This is a genomic window from Psychrobacter sp. JCM 18903, assembly GCF_000586475.1.
GTDB lineage: Bacteria > Pseudomonadota > Gammaproteobacteria > Pseudomonadales > Moraxellaceae > Psychrobacter.
The window spans coordinates 40,903-65,060 of the sequence record NZ_BAWJ01000013.1 but is presented as its reverse complement, the minus strand read 5'-3'; the positions used below and the strand labels follow the sequence as shown (position 1 = coordinate 65,060).

Annotated in this window: 22 protein-coding genes, 1 tRNA gene and 7 pseudogenes; 24 read left to right on the top strand and 6 right to left on the bottom strand. The window is 43.9% G+C overall.

Going from position 1 to position 24,158, the window contains the following annotated elements; all coding sequences use genetic code 11:
* Positions 1-19 precede the first annotated feature (19 nt).
* The 7 genes and pseudogenes from TT12_RS10205 (at position 20) to TT12_RS10175 (ending at position 6,782) form a co-directional block, all read left to right on the top strand.
* Entirely contained in the window at positions 20-1,423 is a 1,404-nt protein-coding gene (locus TT12_RS10205; RefSeq protein WP_045454501.1) for a bifunctional folylpolyglutamate synthase/dihydrofolate synthase, read from the top strand.
* 257 nt (positions 1,424-1,680) lie between these two features.
* Positions 1,681-2,876, top strand: a pseudogene (locus tag TT12_RS10200) (SPOR and LysM peptidoglycan-binding domain-containing protein).
* Positions 2,877-3,172: 296 nt separating this feature from the next.
* The gene (locus TT12_RS19400; protein ID WP_502685181.1) at positions 3,173-3,691 is read left to right on the top strand and encodes a DUF2726 domain-containing protein; all 519 of its coding nucleotides are present in this window, start codon (positions 3,173-3,175) and stop codon (positions 3,689-3,691) included.
* A 257-nt stretch (positions 3,692-3,948) separates the two neighbouring features.
* Positions 3,949-5,394 (top strand): hypothetical protein, encoded by a 1,446-nt coding sequence (locus TT12_RS10190; RefSeq protein WP_045454497.1) that lies wholly within the window; start codon positions 3,949-3,951, stop codon positions 5,392-5,394.
* Between the two features lie 127 nt (positions 5,395-5,521).
* Positions 5,522-6,253 (top strand): hypothetical protein, encoded by a 732-nt coding sequence (locus tag TT12_RS10185; protein WP_207804046.1) that lies wholly within the window; start codon positions 5,522-5,524, stop codon positions 6,251-6,253.
* A 59-nt stretch (positions 6,254-6,312) separates the two neighbouring features.
* Complete coding sequence (locus tag TT12_RS10180; RefSeq protein ID WP_045454490.1) at positions 6,313-6,531, top strand: hypothetical protein; 219 nt, start codon at positions 6,313-6,315, stop codon at positions 6,529-6,531.
* A gap of 32 nt (positions 6,532-6,563) precedes the next feature.
* A complete protein-coding gene (locus TT12_RS10175; RefSeq protein WP_045454486.1) occupies positions 6,564-6,782 on the top strand; it encodes a hypothetical protein in 219 nt (72 codons plus the stop codon).
* Positions 6,783-6,845: 63 nt separating this feature from the next.
* On the opposite strand, the gene TT12_RS17385 is transcribed toward TT12_RS10175, so the two are convergent.
* Together TT12_RS17385 and TT12_RS17380 are read right to left on the bottom strand one after the other, a co-directional pair.
* Positions 6,846-7,208 (bottom strand): hypothetical protein, encoded by a 363-nt coding sequence (locus TT12_RS17385; RefSeq protein ID WP_243443583.1) that lies wholly within the window; start codon positions 7,206-7,208, stop codon positions 6,846-6,848.
* A complete protein-coding gene (locus tag TT12_RS17380; RefSeq protein WP_243443582.1) occupies positions 7,202-7,801 on the bottom strand; it encodes a DUF1853 family protein in 600 nt (199 codons plus the stop codon). The genes TT12_RS17385 and TT12_RS17380 overlap by 7 nt, the downstream gene beginning before the upstream one ends.
* Positions 7,802-8,294: 493 nt before the next feature.
* On the opposite strand from TT12_RS17380, the gene TT12_RS10165 reads away from it, so the two are divergent.
* Positions 8,295-8,735, top strand: a complete 441-nt coding sequence (locus tag TT12_RS10165; RefSeq protein ID WP_045454482.1) for a hypothetical protein — start codon at positions 8,295-8,297, stop codon at positions 8,733-8,735.
* Between the two features lie 351 nt (positions 8,736-9,086).
* Here TT12_RS10165 and TT12_RS10160 read toward each other — a convergent pair.
* The 4 genes and pseudogenes from TT12_RS10160 to gatC all read right to left on the bottom strand — a co-directional run bounded on the left by TT12_RS10160 (position 9,087) and on the right by gatC (position 12,674).
* A tRNA-Pro gene (locus TT12_RS10160) sits at positions 9,087-9,162 on the bottom strand.
* A gap of 108 nt (positions 9,163-9,270) precedes the next feature.
* Complete coding sequence (gene gatB, locus TT12_RS10155) at positions 9,271-10,797, bottom strand: Asp-tRNA(Asn)/Glu-tRNA(Gln) amidotransferase subunit GatB (RefSeq protein ID WP_045454478.1); 1,527 nt, start codon at positions 10,795-10,797, stop codon at positions 9,271-9,273.
* A pseudogene (gene gatA / locus TT12_RS10150) lies at positions 10,797-12,292 on the bottom strand (Asp-tRNA(Asn)/Glu-tRNA(Gln) amidotransferase subunit GatA). The gene gatB and the pseudogene gatA overlap by 1 nt, the downstream one beginning before the upstream one ends.
* A 68-nt stretch (positions 12,293-12,360) precedes the next feature.
* A pseudogene (gene gatC, locus TT12_RS10145) lies at positions 12,361-12,674 on the bottom strand (Asp-tRNA(Asn)/Glu-tRNA(Gln) amidotransferase subunit GatC).
* A gap of 634 nt (positions 12,675-13,308) precedes the next feature.
* Here gatC and TT12_RS10140 point away from each other — a divergent pair.
* The 16 genes and pseudogenes from TT12_RS10140 (at position 13,309) to rpsQ (ending at position 24,106) form a co-directional block, all read left to right on the top strand.
* A pseudogene (locus tag TT12_RS10140) lies at positions 13,309-14,345 on the top strand (rod shape-determining protein).
* 189 nt (positions 14,346-14,534) lie between these two features.
* A pseudogene (gene mreC / locus TT12_RS10135) lies at positions 14,535-15,393 on the top strand (rod shape-determining protein MreC).
* A 161-nt stretch (positions 15,394-15,554) separates the two neighbouring features.
* Entirely contained in the window at positions 15,555-16,040 is a 486-nt protein-coding gene (mreD, locus tag TT12_RS10130; protein WP_045446600.1) for a rod shape-determining protein MreD, read from the top strand.
* A 131-nt stretch (positions 16,041-16,171) separates the two neighbouring features.
* On the top strand, positions 16,172-16,837 hold the full coding sequence (locus tag TT12_RS10125; protein WP_045454474.1) for a Maf family protein: 666 nt from the start codon (positions 16,172-16,174) through the stop codon (positions 16,835-16,837).
* A 178-nt stretch (positions 16,838-17,015) separates the two neighbouring features.
* Positions 17,016-18,626 (top strand): Rne/Rng family ribonuclease, encoded by a 1,611-nt coding sequence (locus TT12_RS10120; RefSeq protein ID WP_045454471.1) that lies wholly within the window; start codon positions 17,016-17,018, stop codon positions 18,624-18,626.
* A 441-nt stretch (positions 18,627-19,067) separates the two neighbouring features.
* On the top strand, positions 19,068-19,379 hold the full coding sequence (gene rpsJ, locus TT12_RS10115; protein WP_010196670.1) for a 30S ribosomal protein S10: 312 nt from the start codon (positions 19,068-19,070) through the stop codon (positions 19,377-19,379).
* A gap of 48 nt (positions 19,380-19,427) precedes the next feature.
* Complete coding sequence (rplC, locus tag TT12_RS10110) at positions 19,428-20,063, top strand: 50S ribosomal protein L3 (protein WP_045446609.1); 636 nt, start codon at positions 19,428-19,430, stop codon at positions 20,061-20,063.
* 14 nt (positions 20,064-20,077) lie between these two features.
* Positions 20,078-20,680: a 50S ribosomal protein L4 gene (gene rplD / locus TT12_RS10105; RefSeq protein ID WP_045446611.1), complete on the top strand. Its 603-nt coding sequence runs from the start codon at positions 20,078-20,080 to the stop codon at positions 20,678-20,680.
* A complete protein-coding gene (gene rplW / locus TT12_RS10100; RefSeq protein ID WP_010196677.1) occupies positions 20,677-21,027 on the top strand; it encodes a 50S ribosomal protein L23 in 351 nt (116 codons plus the stop codon). Before rplD ends, rplW begins: the two co-directional genes overlap by 4 nt.
* Positions 21,028-21,038: 11 nt before the next feature.
* Positions 21,039-21,864 (top strand): annotated as a pseudogene (gene rplB / locus TT12_RS10095) (50S ribosomal protein L2).
* Between the two features lie 12 nt (positions 21,865-21,876).
* Positions 21,877-22,152 (top strand): 30S ribosomal protein S19, encoded by a 276-nt coding sequence (gene rpsS / locus TT12_RS10090; protein ID WP_010196682.1) that lies wholly within the window; start codon positions 21,877-21,879, stop codon positions 22,150-22,152.
* A gap of 10 nt (positions 22,153-22,162) precedes the next feature.
* Entirely contained in the window at positions 22,163-22,492 is a 330-nt protein-coding gene (gene rplV / locus TT12_RS10085) for a 50S ribosomal protein L22 (RefSeq protein WP_045446615.1), read from the top strand.
* Between the two features lie 3 nt (positions 22,493-22,495).
* Positions 22,496-23,224 carry a 30S ribosomal protein S3 gene (gene rpsC / locus TT12_RS10080; RefSeq protein ID WP_045446618.1) on the top strand — a complete coding sequence of 243 codons (729 nt, stop codon included), beginning with the start codon at positions 22,496-22,498 and terminating at the stop codon, positions 23,222-23,224.
* Positions 23,225-23,227: 3 nt separating this feature from the next.
* Positions 23,228-23,640: pseudogene (gene rplP / locus TT12_RS10075) on the top strand (50S ribosomal protein L16).
* A complete protein-coding gene (rpmC, locus tag TT12_RS10070) occupies positions 23,640-23,837 on the top strand; it encodes a 50S ribosomal protein L29 (RefSeq protein WP_011279794.1) in 198 nt (65 codons plus the stop codon). Before rplP ends, rpmC begins: the two are co-directional and overlap by 1 nt.
* The gene (gene rpsQ / locus TT12_RS10065) at positions 23,834-24,106 is read left to right on the top strand and encodes a 30S ribosomal protein S17 (protein ID WP_045446623.1); all 273 of its coding nucleotides are present in this window, start codon (positions 23,834-23,836) and stop codon (positions 24,104-24,106) included. The genes rpmC and rpsQ overlap by 4 nt, the downstream gene beginning before the upstream one ends.
* Positions 24,107-24,158: the final 52 nt, after the last annotated feature.

The window sequence follows — 24,158 nt, the reverse complement described above, 5'->3', positions numbered from 1 at the left end:
TTATATATAGGTTCTGTCCATGTCTGACTCTCTACCTTCTAACCCTAACACTCCCAACAATCACTCTAGCTTGACCGAATGGCTCGATTATATGCAGCAGATTCATGTATCGGCAATAGATATGGGGTTGTCGCGAGTTTTGCCAGTTGCCGAGGCGTTAGGCGTGGTACAGTCAGCCAAAGACGATGCTTATGTATTTACGGTGGCGGGCACCAATGGTAAAGGCTCAACGACGGCTGTCATCGCGCAGATGTGCCAAGCAGCAGGTTATAAAACGGCTCTGTATCAATCACCGCATCTAAGTGTATTCAATGAGCGTGTGCGTATCAATGGCGAGATGGTCAGTGACGAGACGTTAATTGAAGCCTTTAGCAAGGTAGAAGCAGCGCGATTAGCGTGTGAGCTGACCTTGTCATTTTTTGAGATGACCACACTTGCCGCATTATTAATATTTGCCGAAGCGGACTGTGATGTCTGGGTGTTAGAAGTCGGTCTGGGTGGGCGCTTAGATGTGGTCAATATCATCGATCCTGATATGGCAGTGATTACCAATATCGCTATCGACCATGTTGATTGGCTAGGTGACAATGTCGAAGATATTGGCCGTGAGAAAGCAGGTATCTTACGTGATGGTATCAGCGTGGTTTATGGTGCTACCGCGATGCCAGTCAGTGTGCAGCAAGCGATTGATAAGCATCAAGCAACTTGTTATCAAGTTGGGCAAGACTTTGATTATCGTGAAGTGGATACAAGCGCTTGGCAGTACAGCAATGCCGCCGTTACCATGCAGTTACCACGTCCAGCGCTGTCATTGACCAATACTACTAATGCCTTATCAGCAGTGCTCGCAAGTTCATTAAATGTCGATAGTACTGCTATTGAGCAAGCATTACAAACGGTTAGGCTCGCTGGTCGCTTTGATTATCGTGAGACCCACAATCGTCATTGGCTGTTTGATGTCGCGCATAACGAGCAAGGCGTCGAGTTTTTATTGGCGCAACTATTACCGCTTTGGCAACAGCATTTAGCCAATCAAAATAGCTCTGAGGCTCTCAATCACAGCAGTAATCCAAATAGTAGCCGAAAAAATCAAACTACAGGAAAACCTGCCAGCATTAAAATGCTGTTTTCTATGTTGGGTGATAAAGATATCAATAAAGTCGTGCAGCATTTGACGATAGCGGGCTTACCGATTAGCGATTGGTTTGTCGCTGAGATTGATTATCCACGTGCTGCGAGCACTGAGCACTTGCAAGGTATCCTATCAAGCTATGTCGACAATGCTCAAATACACGAATTTAAACGTTTATCAGAAGCGACCGATGCAGCTATCAATGCCAGTCAGCCGCAAGACCTTATCGTGGTATGTGGCTCCTTTCATACGATCGGCGAGGCACTGGCAGCACTGGCGGTTGATAATTAACATTAAAATGGTGCTTATTTAATGTTAATCTTAGTAGTAGCATGATGGCAGACAGTATGAAAAATATGCTTTATAATCAAAGTGATTTGGCAAGCTGCTCTATAATGGCATTAAACGCTTGGCATAACATTTAAAAACAGATGGACGCAACTGGTGGCAATGACACCTATCAAGGCTATTAAAACTATCTAAACACAGTTTTGAGACGGCAGTTGCGCCGCTCAATCAACTTATTACCAACTAAGAGACGTAAACGGATGAACTTTTCGAGACAAGCCTTATTGGGCATTGGGATGATTATTGGCGGTAGCGTGATGCTATACGCATGGTGCAACAGATTGGTGATAGTAATGAACCACAACCAGCGTCAGCAATGGTAGATAAGCCAAGCCCTGAGCAAGAGTCTCCTCAGCCGCTGACGACGGATATCGAGACTGAAAAACGTATCTTGGCAGAAAAACAAAAAGAGCGCGCTGCTCGTGTGGCTGAACAAGAAAAACGTGCCCAGCAGTTCTTAACTGAACAGGAAGCCGCTGAGGCGGAAGCATTGGCAAAAGCCCGTGCAGAAAGTCAGCAGTACATGGCCAGTAGTGCGGCAGCTGCTGAAGAGAGTGATAAATCCAAATCCGATGCGGAAAAAAATGACGCTACAACGCCAATAAAAAAGACTAGCGCTGCTGAGTCAGCTGAAAGTGAGACAAACACTGGCGACCAGCAAAAAGCTGCCCAAGCGCAACAAGAGGCTCAAAGGCAAGCGGCGATTAAAGAGCAGGCTGCAGCTAAGAAACTAGCAGACAGTAAAAAAGAAGCGGAAGCAAAAAGACAAGCGGATGCTAAGAAACAAGCGGATGCTGCGGCTGAGAAAAAACAAGCGGCAGCAGAAGCGGCTAAAAATGAGCCACCAAAATCGCCTTCTGATTATCAAGTCAAAAGAGGAGATGGGCTGATTAAACTGGCGCGGCAATACAATATGCCAGTAGAAGTATTGGCACAAGCGAATGATCTGTCACCGTCGACATCGCTACAATTGGGTCAAAAAATCACCATTCCATCACGTAAGCAGGTCGAGCGATTAGCACGTGAAGCGGCAGCGGCTGAGCAGGCACGCGAAGACAAGCGTCAGAAAGAAGAAGCTTTAGCCAAAAAATCAGCGGATGCTAAGCGTGAAGCACAGCAGAAACTCAGCGAAGCCCGTAAAGAAGTCAAAGAAACCGACGCCAAAGGCAGCTTTGGGGTGCAAGTAGCATTGGCAAATGACCAAGCCAAAGCGGATGAGCTGGCAAAGAAATTTAAATCCGCAGGCTACCAAGTTAAGACCAGCCCTACTAGCCGCGGGGTTCGCGTCATCGTCGGTCCTGAGCGCGGTAAAGTGGCGGCATTAGCGTTAAAAGATAAAATCAATAGCGATCCTAAGGTCAATACGACCAGTGCTTGGGTTTTATACTGGCGCTAAAATAGTGTGAAAATCACTATAATCAGATGACTATTGTTGCTAAATAACAGCAGAGTCTTTGTTAGATTTTATTGTTTTATCTGAGTTTTATTCAAACACGACATTTATTGTCGTGTTTTTTGTTTTAGTGTTTGCTGATTGGCGTAAGCTTAGCTACGATGTGCGCCGACTGCCCTGATTTTTTCTGTATAACGGGTCAGCCTATAAGGGCTGCCCTGTCGCAGTTGAGTATGTATGTCACTTTATGGAAGTCGTCATACATATTTGGCTGCCTTAATCATGTATAAGGTAAAACCATGTCATTTGGTGTTATATTTTTAATATTGGCCGTTGGGTTTTTAGGGCTGATTACCGTACCAAAGCTGTTGAAAAAACCCCCAGTTGTTGAGCCTGATCCAAAGCCAGTACGCGGCGATGAGTTGGCTATTTGGCCGTTTGCGCCGATGCCGATTATGACGGATACGGAAGTCATTTTCTTTAATAAGCTAAAAAGTGCGTTGCCGGAATATCATATTTTCGTTCAAGTTCAACTGTCACGTATTATCGAAGGCAATAGCAGTGAAGCCTCCGAGCGTAGTTTTTGGTTCAATCGTATCTGTCGTCAAAGCGTCGATTATGTGATTGTGGATATTGATGCGCAGACACGCTGGTTGCTATCGAGCTTGATGATTGGACACACACGAGTAAAGCGCGTCAAAAGGCGGATGACAAAAAAGACAAAGCCCTTGCTAGTGCCGGTATTGCTATTGTGCGCTTTCACGCTGAGCGCATGCCAAGCGCAGATATGCTCAGGTACGACTGATGCAAGTGATTGAAAGCTATTGATAAAGTATCTTTGGTAGACAGTCAAGATTAGTCGCAACAACGGCATTTACTTTTTGTGTAACATTTCTGTTATATTCGTTTACTTTATAGATAAGTTGCTTAAATAAGAGTATTATTATTTTATTTTAAAGCAAACTTAAGTTTTCTAAATTAAGAGGCGGTTTTTTGAATTGAGGCATTATTTGCTTAATTATATAAAAATTTTGATGCTTCTAGTTTTTAAAATTACTCTATAAAGGACTGTGTTATGAAATTTTTTAAATTGAGCGCATTAGCGTTAGCCAGCACGTTAGCGTTAGCAGGCTGTGGTGATGACAACAATAACTCTTCTTCTGGTAATGGTACTAATACGCCAGATGTGCCAGTTAAGCCGCCTGTCGATAATAGTTTGTCTGAGATCGAGCAAGCGAAAGAGATGATTCGTACCGCCAAGCTGTTTGTCAGTGACAATAAAGCGGTTACAGATGCTTACGAAGATGTAAGCGATATCCTTACAGAAAAGCAAGATACACGTCTGGGTTATACCTTCGATATCCCAAGTGATCTAAAATACTATATGGAAGAGAATGAGGTATCACAGCTCACGGCAGCTGACATTACTGCATTGGCTAATGATGAAGAGTTTGAAACAGCATTAGGAAATATAGTCTTGACCCCAGAAAAAGACTTTTTAGCGACGTTAAATACGGATGGTAAGTTTACCTTAACTGGTAGCACCAAGGTTGATATTGAAGAATACGATTATGTGTATAACCCGCAAACAGGTTTGTACGGACCTGTTGTCGTCAATCAAGACAATTTTAAGGTAGCATTTGATGGCTTTGAAGATGCGTTAAGCTCAAACACCAGTACAGATAACTTTAACGGTAGTTTGGGTTTCAAGAGTATTAACATTGGCACTGGCACTGATACCGTTACCCTCAACTCAAGTACTAAAGGCGCAACAGTCAGTGGTCAATTCAGTGATAAAGTCGTGGTCAATGATGAGTTTGATATCAATGACGCAAATAGAGAAGGCATCACGCTAGAAAAGGCGGTCATCAAATTAAGCAGCCTGAAGTTGACGGCTAATGATAGCGTGATTGAAGCAAAAGATTTTGAATTTGCCGCACTGGATGTCAGCAGAAAGCTAGCAGATAACAGTCTGGTGGTTAGAACAATCCCTTATAAGTTTGCTATAACGGGCAAGATGACCAAGCAAAAACCGATGACTGATGTAGAGATTACACTGAACGCGACTGCCAATGACGCTGATATAAAGAAATTTATCATAATCGATGAAGTCGGTGATATCGAAGAGGCCGCCAATAAATACGTAGGTATGGAAATAGTATTGGCGCTTAAAGGCAAGGTAACTAAACAGGGCGCAACAACGATTCCACTTGATTTCCAAGCCAATCTTAAACGTACTGCTCGTAATGTTATTGAGCTACAAGGTCTGACTGCTAGCGTAGAGGGTAAGAAGCTATTTGTAACAGGTAAGTCAAGCTTAGATAATAACTATGATGTGGTTAGCACCCAGTTTACCGTTGAGCAAAATAAAGCGTCGATCAAGTTAAATGTTGATGCCAATGGTGATTTTATTAAAGATAAAATGGGTAAGCTTGGCGATATCATGGTTAACGGTAAAGACTACGGTGATTTAATGGATAATGATGCAAAGTTACTGCCAAGTTTACTGATGATAGTTTAATTATTCTATAATCAAATCATGTGTCACATCGACTCTCAACCGTTGTTAGTAGCGATTGAGGTATAGCAACAAAAAAGAGACAGATTCCTGTCTCTTTTTTATGCTCTCTAATAAACGTGAGAAATTTATGCCATATAACGTTTCAAGTCTCTATGGTTTTTTACCTAAAAGCTTAGCATCACATTTATACAGCCGTACCAAGTTAATCACTGCGCCAGCGATTGCCGCTATGATGATATCCAGCGCTGCGGTTGCTGATAGTGCAGATATACCAGCTGCTGACACGAATTTTTACTTCTACCCCCAAGCGACAGGGTTGCTGGACGGTCATATTGCTCAGTCAAACGCGCAGATAGAGTGGAGTCTGATGGCAACGGCTCATAGTCCAACCCAGCCTATCTCAGCATTTTTAGACGATTGGAGTGCCCCTTTGAACTCGGGTGATCATGCTTATGCCCAAGGTCGGACGTCGCTTGAGATTCGTCCTGCGGGCAGTGCGATTAGCTACGGTCTAGGTTGGCGTTATGATTATTTAATGACGTTTAGCAAAGAGACTGCCGAAGTTTATTGGCAGTATGAAAATAAACAGCCCTCAAGTACCAGTCAAACTTATCCGTTATTTTTGGAAGCCAAGCACAATGAAAGATTCGGTGCTAATATTGGTCTGACGCAGCAGCTCCTGCCTAACTGGCAATTGACGACTCGAGCCAATCTCTGGCAAGGACTGCATGCATTAGAAGGTAAGATAGTTGGCGATTTAAGCACCAGAGTGTTACCAAATAATGAGGTGACAGACATACGAGACAGTTTAGATAAAACCAACGCTTACATCGATTATTACTATGATGAACCGCCTTAGGGGAAGAAAATTTAGACTGGAACCCCGCGAAACCTTCGGGATATGGTTATTCGCTCGATTTGCAGCTCACCGGTCAGTTGTCTGATAGTACGCAGTTGTCTCTGAGTGGCTACGATATCCTTGGACGCATGCGCTGGAAAGACATGCCGAGCACTCGTTATGCGTTGGATTATGACGTCAACGGCAGACCTCTCTATACGATTGAAGGGCAGCTTAGTACTGACGATGTCACACAGACATTGCCATGGCGAGTTGAAGGTAGCTTCAGCATCAGCTAGACAGTCAATGGCAGCTCGGTCTACATGGTCAAGTGAATGACATTCAAGACTTATATCAATTATCCGCAGGCTACCAAACGTCCAATGATGCTTTCCCCATTACGGTGGCGGGCTTAATAGAGCCGCAAACGCAAGCATTGGGTCTCGCTGTAGACAGTCGCTATGCTGGCATCAAATTGCTGACTGACAGTCTCGATTCAGAAAAAGCCAAACGTAGTGAGATTAGCTTGTATGGACGCTATACTTGGTAGCTTCATTGCATTAATAAAACAGATGGCTAAAGCGTCCATGTGCATATAATGCGGTGGACGTTACTAAAATTTGTCATGCGTTTTGTCGCGCTGTTCAGGATAAATGACGATCGGACTATAACCTTCGAAGTATAGTCCTGTCGTAGGCAGTGCGTCGTTTGACCAAGCTACCTGCGGCTGTCTTCCATCATAGCAGTCGCGCCTAGTAAACCATTCGATATAATGGGCGGCTCGTAATGCCCTTATATCAAGCGTCGCAAGATTCGTCATATCAGTGCTATCGCACCATTCGTGCATCGGAAAGCTTGGTGCTAACCAAGGCGGATAAGTAAAGTTAGTGGTATTAATTGGCAAAAAGAATCGCCCTTTAATCACGCCATAACGCTTATCAATGTTAACTTGTCCATGCTTTTCGGTATCTACCATACGGTACGAAACTGCTTGGTTTGCATATGGGTCATTTTACGCTGTAGATTGTCCTTGGAGTTGATGCCAACCCAGTTCTCAGGAGCAAACGGTGCTGAGCCCATAAAAAACTTAATCGCCAGCTCCCAATGCTCGACCAGATTTTCTCCATGATTATATAAGATTAAATCCAGCTCACCAGTCGTCTGCTTACCGTTATACAACTGGACGTTACTGGCTAGCGTTTCATACGGATGTAGCTTGCGCGCAAAGCCATCCTCTAGCCAAAAGGACAGTAACCCTTCAAAGTGAAAACCCAAACGATTGGGGCTAGGGCGCTTGAGTAAATAGCGAGTCAGCACCTGATAAGCATTGGTGCTATCTAGCTCTTCTAAACGCTGCTGATACGCCGCAAACTGCTGTTGCCAAAAGTGTGCGCTATGTACCGACACGGTATGTGTATTCTGATGCGGTGTAACATCGAGCCACTCCGTCAAGACGTTAGGGCAGGCAAGTACATACGCTAAATCACGCACATAAGGTCGTTGGTATACGTCCCAAGGTGCGTCATCTATAAGGTAATTCGAGAGGGGCTGAGCGATAGCCTCAGACATGGGTTGAACCTTCATAAAGTGGTACATTTACCCTAGCTGCTCGCTTGCCAAAAGTCTATAGATGACAAGTATCGGTTAGGGTAGTGCTTGATTATGCTATTACTAAAGCATGATATTCATCATATAAAAATTAAGTTGAATAGCGCTTCTCAATAATGCCTTACTATTAAAACTAAGATGATAACCTATGATAAATAACCATCTATACCATACTTCATGCATGACAATTCCACTACTTGTCGCTGCCTGTGCGTCTATGTCTATGGTAATAACTTTGGCTATGATAAAAAACCCTACTTTGCCATAAGAACCTATCTTAAAAGGTATTTAACAAGCAATTAATAGTGCATGGCTCCTATCAAATTGAGAAAATAAACGGTATTTATGAAGTATCAAGTTCTGAGAAAAAAAGCAGTTATACATATGATAAAATCAAGAAACAGTTCGAATTGTTTGAAGAAATAAAGATGTTGATTATGATAGGTAGTATATTATGAACAAATGGCTAGTCGCAGTTATATCAATAGGAATAACAGTTAATGCTAACGCTGAAGTATTCAGTATGATGGATCAGTTTTTTGAAGATTTTGAGGTCGTAGATGACGACTACCATTATGTAGACTTAGACACTGCATCTATTTTTTTTGATTCAATGGATCGAGTGGCTAATGAAAAAATCAATAACGAGCAACCTGAGTTTAATCTGGGAGATAAAAATTACCTGATGAGCTGGAAAATGAACTTATATTCAAGCTCAATAGCAGTTAAGAATATGGAGCCTAGCCTTCAAGAATTAGGTGTTGATGAACTTTGTCAGAGTTTTTATAGTGCAAAATATCAAGCAGCTAATAATGTTGTGGTTAAGCTATCAAGTTATGACAATCAAGATAATCTAGTAGAAACAGTGATTTTGAACAAAGAGGTCTGCTCGTAGTATAGTAGTATGTAGGTTTTATAAAGCGTAAAAATAATAGGGTTGGAAGGAAGTGAGATGTTTATTAATCATAAGCGGTGCCCAGATTGTGGAACTAGGCTTAGAAAGAATGATTGGCGGTGTAGAAATTGCGAGAGTCAAAGCTTAACTAATTGGTCGCTCACGTTGCCAATGTGGGTAATCGGCTTGTTGATTATCGGAATAACAGCGACATTTATGATTGGTAATTTATGTAATGCCGAGCTGCTTCATCCAGTCATGAATAACTTTGGCATACAATGTTAATTTTTGCCAAATTTGTGCCAAAAAAATAACTCAACGACCTAAGCCGTTGAGTTATTTAGTATTTCTTGGTCGGAACGCAGGATTTGAACCTGCGACCACTACACCCCCAGTGTAGTGCGCTACCAGACTGCGCTACGCCCCGAATGACTGACTATTTTACGCAAAATTATGCATATTGCAAGAGCTATTTATTTTAGTCAAATTCTATAACTCTAATTTACGTATTACACTCAGTACAACCAATCAGCAATTAACCCAATAGCTCTTTTAAGATTTGGTTCACTTGCTGGGGATTGGCACTACCACGACTGGCTTTCATCACTTGCCCAACCAGACCGTTAAAGGCTTTTTCTTTACCGCCGCGATATTCTTCGACCATCGCTTGGTTTTTTGCAATGACTTCTTCAACGATGGCTTTGATAGCGCCCGTATCGGTTTCTTGCTTGAGACCTTTTTCTTCGATGATTTTGTCAGCGGCATCATCAGCATCGCCGCCCGCGCGCTCATAGAGCGCACTAAAGACTTTCTTAGCCAATTTGCCAGACAAGGTATCGTCTTTGATACGCGCTAGCATACCAGCCAATTGCTTGGCGCTGATAGGGGAATCAGTAATTTCTTTATCATCTTTATTTAGTGCACCGAGTAGGTCACCCATCACCCAGTTGCCAGCCATTTTGGCATCTGCTTGCCCAACTTCTGCGACCACAGCTTCAAAGTAATCGGCAATTTGACGACTACCAGTCAAGATACGCGCATCATATTCTGATAGACCAAGCGCTTCTTCAAAACGGGCACGACGAGCAACGGGTAGCTCCGGCATTGCTGCACGAATGCTATCAACCGTATGCTGTTCGATACGCACAGGTAGCAAGTCAGGGTCAGGGAAGTAACGATAATCGTTGGCGTCTTCTTTGGTACGCATCACACGAGTTTCGTCGCGCTCTGGATCATAAAGCATCGTTGCCTGCAGTACTTTGCCACCGTCCTCTAAAATATCGATTTGACGCTCGATTTCACGATTGATAGCGCGTTCGATAAAGCGGAACGAGTTGAGGTTTTTGAGCTCAGTACGCGTACCCAATTCAGCACCAGGCTTACGAATAGAGACGTTACAATCACAGCGGAATGAGCCTTCAGCCATCACTGCATCTGAGATTCCTAGCCACGTGACCAGCTGATGAATGGCTTTGATATAGGCAAGTGCTTCATGAGCCGAGCGCATATCAGGCTCAGAGACGATTTCGATTAATGGCGTACCAGCACGGTTCAAATCCACACCAGTCATACCATCGACGGCATCATGGACTGATTTACCCGCATCTTCTTCTAAATGCGCGCGGGTGATGCCCATACGTTTTGGATATTCGTTCTTATCCCCTTCATTGACCACGACATCGATATAGCCTTCGCCAACGATAGGGTTTGCCATCTGAGTGATTTGATAGCCTTTAGGCAAATCTGGATAGAAGTAGTTTTTACGGTCAAACGTATTAAATAGACCCAACTCAGCGTTGACGCCGATGCCAAATTTTAGGGCACGATCGACTACGCCAGCATTTAGCACTGGCAATACGCCAGGTAAACCCAAGTCGACGATACTGGCTTGGCTGTTTGGCTCATGACCAAAATCAGTGGGCGCACTTGAGAATATCTTACTTTCGGTATTGAGCTGGCAATGAATCTCGATGCCGATGACCACTTCATAGCCATCGACGAAAAGCTCTTTACGCACGGCATGCTCACGCACGGCATTGTTATCAGTAGTAGCTGTACTCATTATACCGTCTCCTTTGCGATGGTAGAGTGTTGTAAATGATGGTCGGTATGCTGCTGGAATAGATGAGCAGTCGTGAGCAATTGGCTCTCTTGCCAATGCTTACCGATTAATTGTAAGCCAACAGGCAAACCTTCTGAGGTTAGACCAACTGGCTGACTGAGTGCAGGTAGACCCGCTAAGTTGACCGCGATAGTATAAACGTCACCCAAGTACATGGTCGCAGGGTCGAGATTGTCACTCAACTTATACGCAGCCGTTGGTGCTGTTGGGCTAGCAATCACATCACAGCTAGCAAAGGCTTCATCGAAGTCTTTGACGATTAAGCGGCGGATTTTTTGGGCTTTGGTATAGTACGCATCAAAGTAACCAGCCGAGAGCGCATAAGTGCCGGTCAAGATACGGCGCTGTACTTCTGGGCCAAAACCTTCAGAGCGTGAACGCGTGTATAGATCGAGTAGATCGGTTGGATTCTCACAGCGATAGCCAAAGCGTACGCCATCGAAGCGTGACAGGTTGGATGATGCTTCGGCAGGGGCGAGCATGTAGTAAGTGGCAAGGGTAATCTCAGGATCAGTGATATTCACCTCCACAATCGTCGCACCTAGCTCTTCATACTTGTTCAGAGCAGCACGTACGGCCGTTTCTACTTCAGCGTCTAGTCCAGCACTAAAGTATTCTTTGGCAACACCAATACGTAGACCGTTAAATGGCTTATCGCCAGCCGCAGCTTCTGCATCGCTGATATCTTGTACGTAGTCAGGCATATCATACTTGATGGACGTTGCATCGCGTGGATCGTGACCAATCATTGGCTGTAGCAGATAGGCACAATCTTTAGCGCTGCGTCCCATGCTACCAGCTTGATCCAGACTTGAGGCATAGGCAATCATACCAAAGCGAGAGACGCGACCATAGGTTGGCTTGATACCGGTTAAACCACAAAATGAGGCAGGCTGACGAATAGAGCCACCAGTATCACTGCCCGTTGCGACTGGGACAAAACCTGCGGCAACGGCGGCAGCACTACCACCTGACGAACCACCAGGGACGCGCTCTAGGTTCCAAGGGTTCTGCACAGTGCCATAGTAAGAGCTACTGTTGTCTGAGCCCATCGCAAACTCATCCATATTGAGCTTGCCTAACTAATCATGCCTGCTTTGTCGATATTAGAGACGATGGTAGCGTTATAAGGTGAGATAAAATTATGCAGCATCTTAGAGCCACAAGTCGTCAGTACACCTTGAGTACAAAAGATGTCTTTGTGCGCCATTGGTATGCCAAGTAGTGGACGCTGATCGCCCTGAGCACGCATCTCATCTGCTGCCTTTGCTTGCGCGCGTGCTGTCTCAGAAGTATGAGTGATAAAGCTGTTAATCTTATTGTCAAGTGCGTCTATACGTTTGATGTAGTGTTCTGTCAGCTCAAGGCTGCTAAATTGTTTGTCTTGCAAGCCCGTAATAAGCTGCTGGGTACTTAATAAATGAAGTTCTGACATAAGGTGTCGTCCGTCAAAATGTGAATAGCATAAAGTAAAATAGGGTAGCGATTAAAGCAGCGCGCTGCTTATTCAATCACTTGTGGAACCAAATATAAGCCATCTTCAACAGCTGGGGCGACTGACTGATTGCGCTCGCGATTGATGTCGTGTTTAGCGACATCAGCCGCAATTCTTGGCAAGCTTCATGAATGTTTGCTAAGGGTTTGATGCCTGTGGTATCCACGTTAGATAGCGTATTCATCAGTTTTAATACTTTACTAATATCGCCGGCATAGCTATCGGCTGTGCTTTCATCGACACCCAAACGTGCAAGGTTGGCAACTTCTAGGATTTCTTCACGGCTGACGTTGCTGTCAGACGTTGCTGGTTGCTGTGACATAGTTTCTCCAGTGAAGGACAGTTTTTGTTAGAGTAGAATGCGGCTAAAATAGGCAAGCATTAGATATAGATAATTATTAACACAAACTAAAACAAGGGGTTTATCTTAAGATGTATATATAGTGGCTTTATTATAAAGCATCTGGCTTAAGTTTACAGAGCATGACGCTTGATTGATGCACAATATCAACCAAGATGGCGTGATTTGCAAAATTGACCGTATAATTCACGATTGATTCTCAATTGCTTACCCATTACGTTCTGAAATACGTTACAGTATGCACCTGTGCTGCTAAGTAAAATTATCATTTGCCTGTAGAGCCTTGTTAGTTATTGAATTAAATGATGTTTCATTAAGTCGAATGGTATTTACTGCTATTTTAAACTTTGTAACAACTTTTAGCGTTTAAGACCGAAATCCTGACTTACTGATGCAAATATCTGTGTTTTTTTTGAGCCAAATCGGTATAATTTAGCTCAGTTTTTCCATTGCATCATTATTGCTTAGGTTTGACTTGTTGCGAGGTTTAAATTTCGCCATAAGTAATGTCTAACGACGACCTGCTCAACGCTGACGAGTAACGCCTCAGTCAATCTCAGTCAATCTCATTCGCCTCATTTGTAATACGCTGGAAATATTAGTCATGAACCTGTTTGGATTTTTATCAAATAATATCGCTATCGACCTCGGTACTGCGAACACTCTCATTTTTATTCCTAATAAAGGCGTCGTACTTGACGAGCCTACGGTGGTTGCGTTACGAAGTAATCGTACACAAAACCCTACCGTTGCGGCTGTTGGTATTGATGCCAAGCAGATGCTTGGTCGTACACCTGCTAACATTACAGCGATTCGCCCATTAAAAGACGGCGTGATTGCTGACTTTGAAGTGACGCAAAAAATGCTCAAGCATTTCATCATGAAGGTAAAAGCCAAGCGTTTTATGGCGCAGCTAACGTGGTGGTTTGTGTGCCTTGTAAGTCTACTCTGGTTGAGCGTAAAGCGATTCGTGAAGCGGTATCTTCGGCAGGTGCGAGTAAAGTACTATTGTTAGAAGAGCCAATGGCAGCTGCCATCGGTGCTGGCTTGCCAGTTCATGAAGCCAGCGGTTCGATGGTGGTTGATATTGGTGGCGGCACGACGGAGATTGCCGTTATCGCGTTATCTGGTTGCGTTTATGCTGAGTCGATTCGTATCGGTGGCGATATGTTTGATGACGCGATTATCACCCACGTACGCCGTACCCATGGTTGCGTGATTGGTGAGACGACAGCTGAGCGTATCAAGCATGAAGTTGGCTCTGCTTTGAATGAAGACAGTCAGTTAGAAGTCGAAGTTCGCGGTCGTAGCATGGCAGAAGGCGTGCCAAAAACCTTTACTGTCAACTCAGAAGAAGTACAAAAAGCCCTGAGTGATCCGCTGAGCGGTATCGTTAGCGCGGTGAAAGCTGCACTTGAGCAGACGCCACCTGAGCTGTCATCAGACATCGCAGAGCGTGGTATTGTTTTGACGGGCGGCGGTGCGCTGTTACGTGATTTGGACAAATTGATTTCAAGAGAGACGGGTCTACCTGTGACCGTTGCCGAAGATCCGCTGACTTGCGTCAGCCGCGGCGGTGGTATTGCACTTGACTTTATCAATAACAAAAGCTTGAACATGATATTTGTTTAGATTGCTTTAGTTAAGCACTGCGGTATTGATAAATCATCTTCGTCGTGCTTGATGATAGCTTGCGTAAAAATAGTGGGTCAAAACAGTATAAAATTAAAGGTAGCCAGTTGCGCTGCCTTTAATTGCATTAATCAACTAGAACCCAGTACTGGCTACTGCTTATTTTATAACTCCTGAGTTAGACAACTTATGACCCCAAGTATTTTTGCGCGCCAGCCCTTAGCACTTCGTAAGACTGCCATTGTATTAATAGCAGCTCTAATACTGATGTGGTTCGATAGCAAAAATTCAGAATGGTTTAATCCAGTACGTAGTACCAGTCATGCCGCTATGCAGCCTATTTATGAACTATCACTGTTACCGAGTTATGCCAAGCATTGCAGGTGGCAGCTTACAGTCTAAAGAAGCGCTGCGCCGCGAAAACATGCAATTGAAGTCTCAGCTTATCCATGCGCAAGCCAAGTTGCAGCAGCAGGATTATATTTTGGCACAAAATGCGCGGCTGCAAGGTATTTTATCAACGACCAAGCCTGAACAGTTTGATCTTAATTTGGCACAGGTAATCGGTACAGACACCAACTTACTCAGACAAATCGTGGTGCTCAATAAAGGGATTCAAGACGGGGTTCAAGTTGGACAGACAGTGATTGATGAAGACGGTATTTTAGGGCAGATTATTAATGTCTATCCCAATACCAGTCGCCTACTATTGATTACTGATGAGCAGCAATCAGTTGCAGTTACAGTCAAGCGCACAGGTCAACGCGCTATCGTGACAGGGCAAGGGATACCAACCTCATTAAGCCTTGACTATGTATTCAAAACCTCAGACGTGCGTGTGGGTGATGAGCTGGTGTCATCAGGATTGGGTGGGCGTATTCCAGCAGGGTATCGTGTCGGGCGTATCGCCCATGTTAAAGATACTCAAGCTGATAACTTTAGAAGTATAGAAGTGACCCCAGCGGCGAACTTTATCGATAATGCGTATGTATTAGTCCTGCAAGATAAGCTGGTGAATAAAAATAATATTACCCTCAATGAGCGCTAAGAAGTTAGGCGCTCAATACGTAAGCACCAATCAGACAATGGCTGGCATCTATTTACTAATTGGTTTGTTTGTCGATACATTTTTAGCCATGGTTTTTACCCCATCAATGCCCACTCATGCTTTAACAGCAGCCATCAATACATTCGTTAAGGTAAGTACCCATGTCGTATCCTGATTCTGAGAATGCAACGGTACTACTGATTGCTACCATCATTCTAAGTTTTGTTATTGCGTCATCGCTTAATGTCTATCCGTTAAGTCCTAGTATGGCTACCTTACGCCCTATGGTCATGATCATGGTGCTGATTTTTTGGTTGTTATTTCAGCCGCGCTATGTTGGTATTTTTACAGCATTTACCATCGGTCTCATTGCTGACTTACTCATGGATACCCATTTGGGACAGCAAGCCTTTGCCGCCGTGGCAGTCGCCTTCTTCATAAAAATAACCAGTATTTATATTAGGCAACTAAATACCATCAGTGCATGGTTATTAGCGAGCTTAGGATTGGTTGTTTTTCAATTATGTTTATGGATATTGCAGATGTTTATCCAGAATGTCTTTGTCGCACAATCTGCCTTATCACTGTTGATGAGTATCATCAGCTGGCCATTGGTACTACTGGCTTTACGTAAATTTGCGTCATAAGAAAAATTCTGCTGATAGCCAATAAAATTGTAGCACTGGTGTTTATTAATTATGACTACCTAATGTTAATGCACTAACAGGCAGCAGTTTTCGGTAGTAGGTAGATAAATTCAGATATAAAGAGAGTAGCGATGGATATTATTTTAGCTTCTGGTTCGCCGCGCCGTCGTGAGCTGTTAGAAAGAGCACAACTAGAATTTAGCACATTGAGTGTAGATGTCGATGAAACACAGCATGATGAGGAGTCACCCACAGACTATATCGAGCGCATGGTCGCCACTAAAGCTGAGGCTGCCATACAGCAACTAGCATCACGTTTGAAAACGGATAAAAGCTGTTTTTCTGACTCACTTATCATTCTAACGTCTGATACCATCGGTGTGCTGGCAGATGGTCAAACAGTGCTGGTCAAGCCAGTCGATCGTGAGCACGCTTATAGCATGTGGCAACAGATGTCTGATAATGTCCATGAAGTATGGACAGCGGTTCAAGCAACGCATGTATCATTATCTTCTAAAGCGGCTAACAGCTCAACTCATGAGCCAGTATTTCAAATCATTAATCAGCAACGAATCACTGAGCGTACCGAAGTGACCTTTATAGCGCTAACTGCGGAGATGATGAGTAACTATTGGGAAAGTGGTGAGCCTGCTGATAAAGCGGGTGGTTATGGTATACAAGGTTTGGGTGCTATTTGGGTCAGCCGTATCAATGGGAGCTATACCAATGTCGTGGGTTTACCACTTCCACAAACGCTGGCGTTAATTAAAAACGTCACAGATATTAGTATCAAATAAAATACGAGACAGAACCGGATGGAGATTATTGGTCTCTCAGAGATTGGTTGTCACTCTAACCTGCTGCACATAATAACACGCGAGAGTAATGGGCGAGAGCCAGCTGCATTTGTTACACTATAAAGATAATAGACGATGAACGTCTAACAAGAAAGCTGAGAGATAAGAGAAAAACATTATGTCCGAAGAGCTGCTGATTAATATTAGTCCAATGGAATCCCGTGTCGCAGTCTTAGACAATGGCATCTTGGGCGAAATTTATATTGAACGTCATCATAAATTGGGTCTGGTCGGCAATATCTATCTGGGTACAGTCGTACGCGTTTTACCTGGTATGCAGGCAGCATTCGTTGATATCGGGCAGTCGCGGACAGCATTTTTACATGTCAATGATATGCAGCGTGAGCCGCGTCCAGTAGCAGAAAATAAAAGTAAAGCGGCTGACAATAGCGATAAAAACTCGGATAGCAATATAGAAGATGCTGTGGTAGAAAATAGTACTGATAACTTGGCTGTCACGCCACCGGTGATTAGTATACAAAATACCGAAGTCATCCCTGTTTCTAAAACGTTGATTCAATATCGCTTGCATGAAAGCCAACGTATTTTAGTGCAAGTGACCAAAGATCAGTTGGGCAGTAAAGGCGCTCGCTTGACCACCAATATATCCTTGCCATCTCGCTATTTGGTGTATCTACCCTCAAGCGAACACATTGGTATCTCTCAGCGCATTGATGGTGAAGAAGAGCGCACTCGTCTGAAGACTGAGCTATCTAGTTTGATGCAAACGGTCAATCTAAAAGGCGGTCTCATCGCTCGTACCGCCGCTGAACGTGTCCCTGTCGATAAGCTTGAAGAAGACATTTATTATCTATTGCAACTGTGGCGTACCATCTGCGCGCGTCGCCAAGAGATGAAACAACATCAAAGTTCTGAGCTTATTTATCAAGAGCTATCATTACCGCTGCGCTCTATCCGTGATTTGGTACACGCGGATACCGAGAAAGTCATCATTGATAATGCACAAATTTATGAACAAGTCAGATCCTTTGCCAAAGAGTTTGTGCCTTTTGTGTATGACCGCATTGTACATTATACCGCTGAGCCATCCTTGTTTGATGTCCATCGCGTCGAAGATGATTTGCGTGATGCTTTAAAACGTCGCGTAGATTTAAAATCAGGTGGCTATCTGATTATCGACCAAACAGAAGCGATGACCACAATCGATGTTAATACGGGATCATTCGTAGGCGGGCGTTCGTTAGAAGATACGGTTTATAAAACCAATCTTGAGGCAACTCATGCAATCGCCCGTCAGCTGCGTTTGCGTAATCTAGGCGGTATTATCATCCTAGACTTTATTGACATGCTTGAACAGCAGCATAAAGATGATGTGTTAGAGAGTCTGCAATCACAGCTAGTACAAGACTATGCCAAAACTAAGATTACTCAGGTCAGTGAGCTTGGGTTAATAGAGATGACGCGTAAACGTACGCGTGAGTCGCTCGGACAGCAGCTATGTGAGCCGTGCTCGACCTGTCAAGGACGCGGCTTTGTCAAAACGGCTGAGACAGTCTGCTTTGAGATATTCCGTGAAATCATGCGTTGTGCTCGTACTTATAACTCTCCCAAGAAATTTACGGTCGTTGCTCATGCTGCAGTTATTGATTTACTTCTCACTTCAGAGTCAGACACGGTGGCAGATTTAGAGTATTTACTTGGTAGAGTGATTACCTTTGATGTCGAAAATCTCTATACTCAAGAGCAATATGACATTGTTTTGGATTGATGTTTCATAGTTTTAGATTAACAGTGCATAGTTATCGATTCATATAAGCATGATTATTAAGCACAGATACGGTTGTTTACATATTACTGTTTATAAAGGGTAATATCATAAGTCGCTACAGATATTGCCCTTGCAATGACTGAAATACTATGTATAATATACACCACTGAATTATATATGCGCCGCCAATCAAACAGCGGGCGCTATGACAGCTAGAGCATCGTTTCTAGCACTATTTCATTATGCCTTTGCTGACATCCTATAATGGAAGGGTCGGCGGGGCTTTAAACTATTTTGCTTTTGGCACGCTACAAGTTCGGATAAAGAACTCATTCTGGTTAAGAACAGAAGGCCGCTTTAAGTGAATATTTAACCAAACGGCTTTTGATCATATCTTTGCAAAGCAAAGATGACAAAAGCACATATTAGGAGCTTGCTGGCATGGCTAACCAGAGAATCCGTATCCGTCTTAAGTCTTTTGATCATCGTCTGATTGATCAATCTGCACAAGAGATTGTTGATACTGCAAAGCGCACCGGTGCGCAAGTTTGTGGTCCTGTACCGTTGCCGACTCGCATTGAGCGCTTCAACGTTCTAACTTCACCACACGTAAACAAAGACGCTCGTGATCAGTACGAAATCCGTACTCATAAGCGTATGGTTGACATCGTTCAACCTACCGACAAAACTGTGGATGCGCTAATGAAGCTTGACTTGGCGGCGGGTGTTGACGTTCAAATTGCTTTGGGTTAATGCACATAAACACCCAACCCATTAATATAAGATATAAAGAGGTCTAAAATGGCGATCGGTTTAGTCGGTAAAAAATGCGGCATGACCCGTGTCTTCACTGAAGCAGGCGCATCTATCCCTGTAACAGTGGTTGAGATCAGTGCTAATCGCATTACTCAAGTAAAAAATACTGATGTAGATGGCTATCAAGCCATCCAAGTTACCACAGGTACCCGTCGTGACAGCCGCGTAGCAGCAGCTCAAAAAGGTCACTTCGCTAAAGCTGGCGTTGCCGCTGGTCGTGGTGTTTGGGAATTTCGTGCCAATGATAGCGATCTTGAAGGTCGTGAAATTGGTGGTGAGATCCTAGCTGACTTGTTCGAACAAGGTCAGATGGTTGATGTCACAGGTAACAGTAAAGGTAAAGGCTTTCAAGGCGGCGTGAAGCGTCACAACTTCAGCATGCAAGATGCCACTCATGGTAACTCAGTATCTCACCGTGCCATTGGTTCAACTGGTCAAAACCAGTCACCAGGTAAAGTCTTCAAAGGCAAAAAAATGCCAGGTCAGATGGGTAACAAACGCGTTACCGTTCAGGGCCTAGAAGTGATATCGGTTGATGTTGAAAAAGGGTTACTTGTCATCAAGGGTGCTATCAGGTGCACCGGTGGCGATGTCATCGTACGTCCGTCAGTCAAAGCCTAAGCAAGGGGATTAACGTGGATTTAAAAACAGTTACAGGGGCGGCAGTTGAGCTTTCTGATACGGCTTTCGGTCGTGAATTCAACGAAGCACTAGTGCATCAAGTCGTCACCGCATATCTTGCTGGTGCTCGTCAAGGTACACGCGCTCAAAAAACCCGTGCCGAAGTTTCTGGTGGTGGCATTAAGCCATGGCGCCAAAAAGGTACTGGTCGCGCTCGTGCAGGTTCTATTCGTAGCCCAATCTGGCGTGGGGGTGGTCGTGCATTCGCGGCTAAACCACAAGATTGGTCACAGAAAGTCAACCGTAAAATGTATCGCGGTGCTATGCAGTGTATCTTAGCCGAATTGATTCGCCAAGAGCGTTTGATTTTGGTCGAAGAACTAAGCGTTTCTGGACCTAAGACTAAAGAGTTGATTGCAAAGTTAGGTGAGTTAAATGCATCACGTGCATTAATCGTCACTAAAGAAGTTGACGAAAACTTATACTTAGCTGCTCGCAACATCCCACATGTCAATGTACTTGATACAAGTGAAGTGGATCCAGTGAGCTTGATCGCTTTTGATAAAGTGATCATGACAGTCGAAGCTGCGAAACAATTTGAGGAAGCACTAGCATGAATAACGCAAGACTTTATCAGATCCTAAGAGGACCTGTATTCTCAGAGAAATCTCAAATGCTTGGCGACTCACTTGGTGTGCAGGTATTTAAAATTGACTCTAACGCTACTAAGCTTGAAGTCAAAAAAGCGGTTGAGATGATGTTTGAAGGTGTTGAAGTTTTAAAAGTAAACACTTTGAATGTTAAAGGTAAGACAAAGCGTTTTGGTAAAAGTATCGGCCGTCGTAATGACTACAAAAAAGCCTATGTTACCTTAAAAGCTGGTCAAGATGTACAAATGGCTGATGCTGGTGAAGAGGTCGCGAATACGACTGCTTCTACTAGTGAAACAGCGAACAACGAATAAGGATTACACTCATGCCTATCGTAAAAGCAAAGCCAACATCACCAGGCCGTCGTTTTGTTGAAAAAGTGGTGCATCCACACCTTTATAAAGGTCGTCCGTTTGCAGCGCTTCTCGAATCAAAAAGTAAAACTGGTGGTCGTAACAATAATGGTCGCATAACGACTCGTCATATTGGCGGTGGTCATAAGCAGCATTATCGTATTATCGATTTCAAACGTACTAAAGACAATATCCCAGCCACGGTAGAGCGTATTGAATACGATCCTAACCGTACTGCGCACATTGCTTTACTTAAGTACGCTGATGGCGAACGTCGCTATATCATTGCTGCTAAAAAACAAGCAGTTGGCGATACAGTAATGTCAGGTGAGCTATCACCAATTCGTCCAGGTAACTGTTTACCGCTGAAAAACATCCCATTGTACTGTGATCCATAATATCGAACTTAAAATCGGTAAAGGCGCACAGATGGCTCGTTCTGCGGGTGCTAGCGTTCAGTTGTTAGGTCGTGAAGGTATTTATGCTATTCTACGTATGCGCTCTGGCGAAACTCGCCGTGTACACGTGAACTGCCGTGCCGTTATTGGTGAAGTTTCTAACACTGAAAACAACTTGAAATCACTTGGTAAAGCCGGTGCTTCACGTTGGCGTGGTGTTCGTCCTTCTGTTCGTGGTGTTGCTATGAACCCGGTTGATCACCCACATGGTGGTGGTGAAGGTCGTAATAAAGGTCGCCATCCAACCAGCCCTTGGGGTCAGAAGTCTAAAGGACTTAAAACGCGTAGTAATAAGCGTACTGACAATATGATCATCCGCCGTCGCGCCAAGAAGAAATAAAGGAAGAATTTCATGCCTCGTTCATTGAAAAAAGGTCCATTCATAGACGCGCATTTGTTTGCCAAAGTTGAGAATGCATTAGACACCAACTCACGCAAGCCAATTAAGACTTGGTCGCGCCGCTCGATGATCCTACCACAAATGGTTGGCTTAACCTTGTCTGTTCACAATGGCCGTACTCATGTACCGGTTATCGTGAGTGAACAGATGGTTGGTCATAAACTAGGTGAATTTGCCCCGACTCGTACGTATCGTGGTCATGGCATTGACAAAAAAGCTAAGAGATAAGGTGCTTACCATGGAAGTAACTGCAAAATTACGCGGTGCCGCCATATCGGCACAAAAAGTTAGACTCGTTGCCGATGAAGTTCGTGGCAAATCTATCGAGCGTGCTTTGGATATCCTAACGTATAGTAATAAAAAAGGCGCTGTATTTGTTAAGAAATGTCTTAACTCAGCCATCGCCAATGCCGAACATAACAACGGTCTAGATATTGATACCCTTAAAGTATCAACCATCTACGTTGATGAAGGCATTACGCTAAAACGTATCCTACCACGTGCTAAAGGTCGCGCTGATCGTATCAGTAAGCGCACCTGTCACATCACTATAAAGGTAGGAGAATAAGTTATGGGTCAAAAAGTACATCCAATCGGAATTCGTCTTGGTGTTGTAAAGAAGCATAACGCAAACTGGTATGCTAACCCTAAACAATACTCAGAATACCTAATCAATGACATTCAAGTTCGTGAATATCTGCGCAAAAAGCTTGATAGTGCTATGATTAGCAAAATCATGATTGAGCGTCCTACCGGTGCTGCTAAGATTACCATCGCCACTGCGCGTCCTGGTATTGTTATCGGTAAGAAAGGCGAAGACATTGAAAGACTTCAAAAAGAATTGACCAAAATTATGGGCGTACCTGCTCAGGTCAACATTGAAGAAATCACCTCGCCTGATCTTGATGCTCATTTAGTAGCGGAAGGTATCGCAAGTCAGCTTGAGCGTCGTGTTATGTTCCGCCGTGCTATGAAGCGCGCCGTACAGAACAGCATGCGTTCTGGTGCTAAAGGTATTAAAGTTGAGCTGTCTGGCCGTCTTGGCGGTGCTGAGATTGCTCGTACTGAATGGTACCGTGAAGGTCGTGTGCCATTGCATACACTACGCGCTGATATCGACTATTCGTCAGTACGTGCGGAAACTACTTACGGCACCATCGGTGTAAAAGTTTGGATCTTCCGTGGCGAAATCCTTGACGGTATGAACAGTGTATACAATCCCGTTAAAGAAGAGCAGACTCGTGCGCCAAAACGCCGTGGTCGTGGAAACGGAAACCGTCGAAACACAGACAGAGGTTAAACTATGTTACAGCCAAAACGTACCAAGTTTCGTAAAATGCACAAAGGTCGTAACACTGGCTAGCTCATCGTGGAAGCACCGTTGCATTCGGACAAATTGGTCTAAAATCGTTGACTCGTGGTCGTATGACTGCCCGTCAAATTGAAGCAGCACGTCGTACCATCACTCGTAAAATTAAGCGTGGTGGTAAGATTTGGATTCGTGTATTCCCAGACAAACCAATTACCAATAAACCACTAGAAGTACGTATGGGTAAAGGTAAAGGTCCTGTAGAATATTGGGTATGCGAAATCAAACCTGGTAAAGTGCTATATGAACTCGAAGGGGTTTCAGAAGAACTTGCTCGCGAAGCGTTTACGCTTGCTGCAGCAAAACTGCCCTTTAAAACTACCATTGTTAAGCGGACGATAATGTAATGAAGATCAGTGAATTACGTGATAAATCATTAGAAGAACTGACTCAGTTACTTGATGAAAAGCAACTTGATGCTTTCCGTATTCGTATGGCTAAAGCAACTGGTCAGTTGGGTAATACCCATGAAGTACGTGTTAATCGTCGTGCGATTGCTCAGCTTCAGACTTTGATTAACGAGAAACAACGAGGCGACTCATGAGCGATAACAATCAAACAGCTAATGCTAGCGTATTGACAGGACGAGTTGTCAGTGACAAGATGGACAAGTCCATCACAGTTTTGATTGAGCGTCTGGTTCGTCATCCTTTGTATGGCAAGCAGCTTCGTCGTTCTACAAAAATCAAAGCCCATGATGAGAATAATGTTTGCCAACAAGGCGACCTTGTCCGCATCAAAGAAACGCGTCCAATCTCTAAAACCAAGTCTTGGACTTTGGTTGAAGTGGTTGAAAAAGTAGAAAAAATCTAAGTAAATTGCATTAAAAGCCAGAAGCTGTTAAAATAGCCGCCTTTTTAAGGAT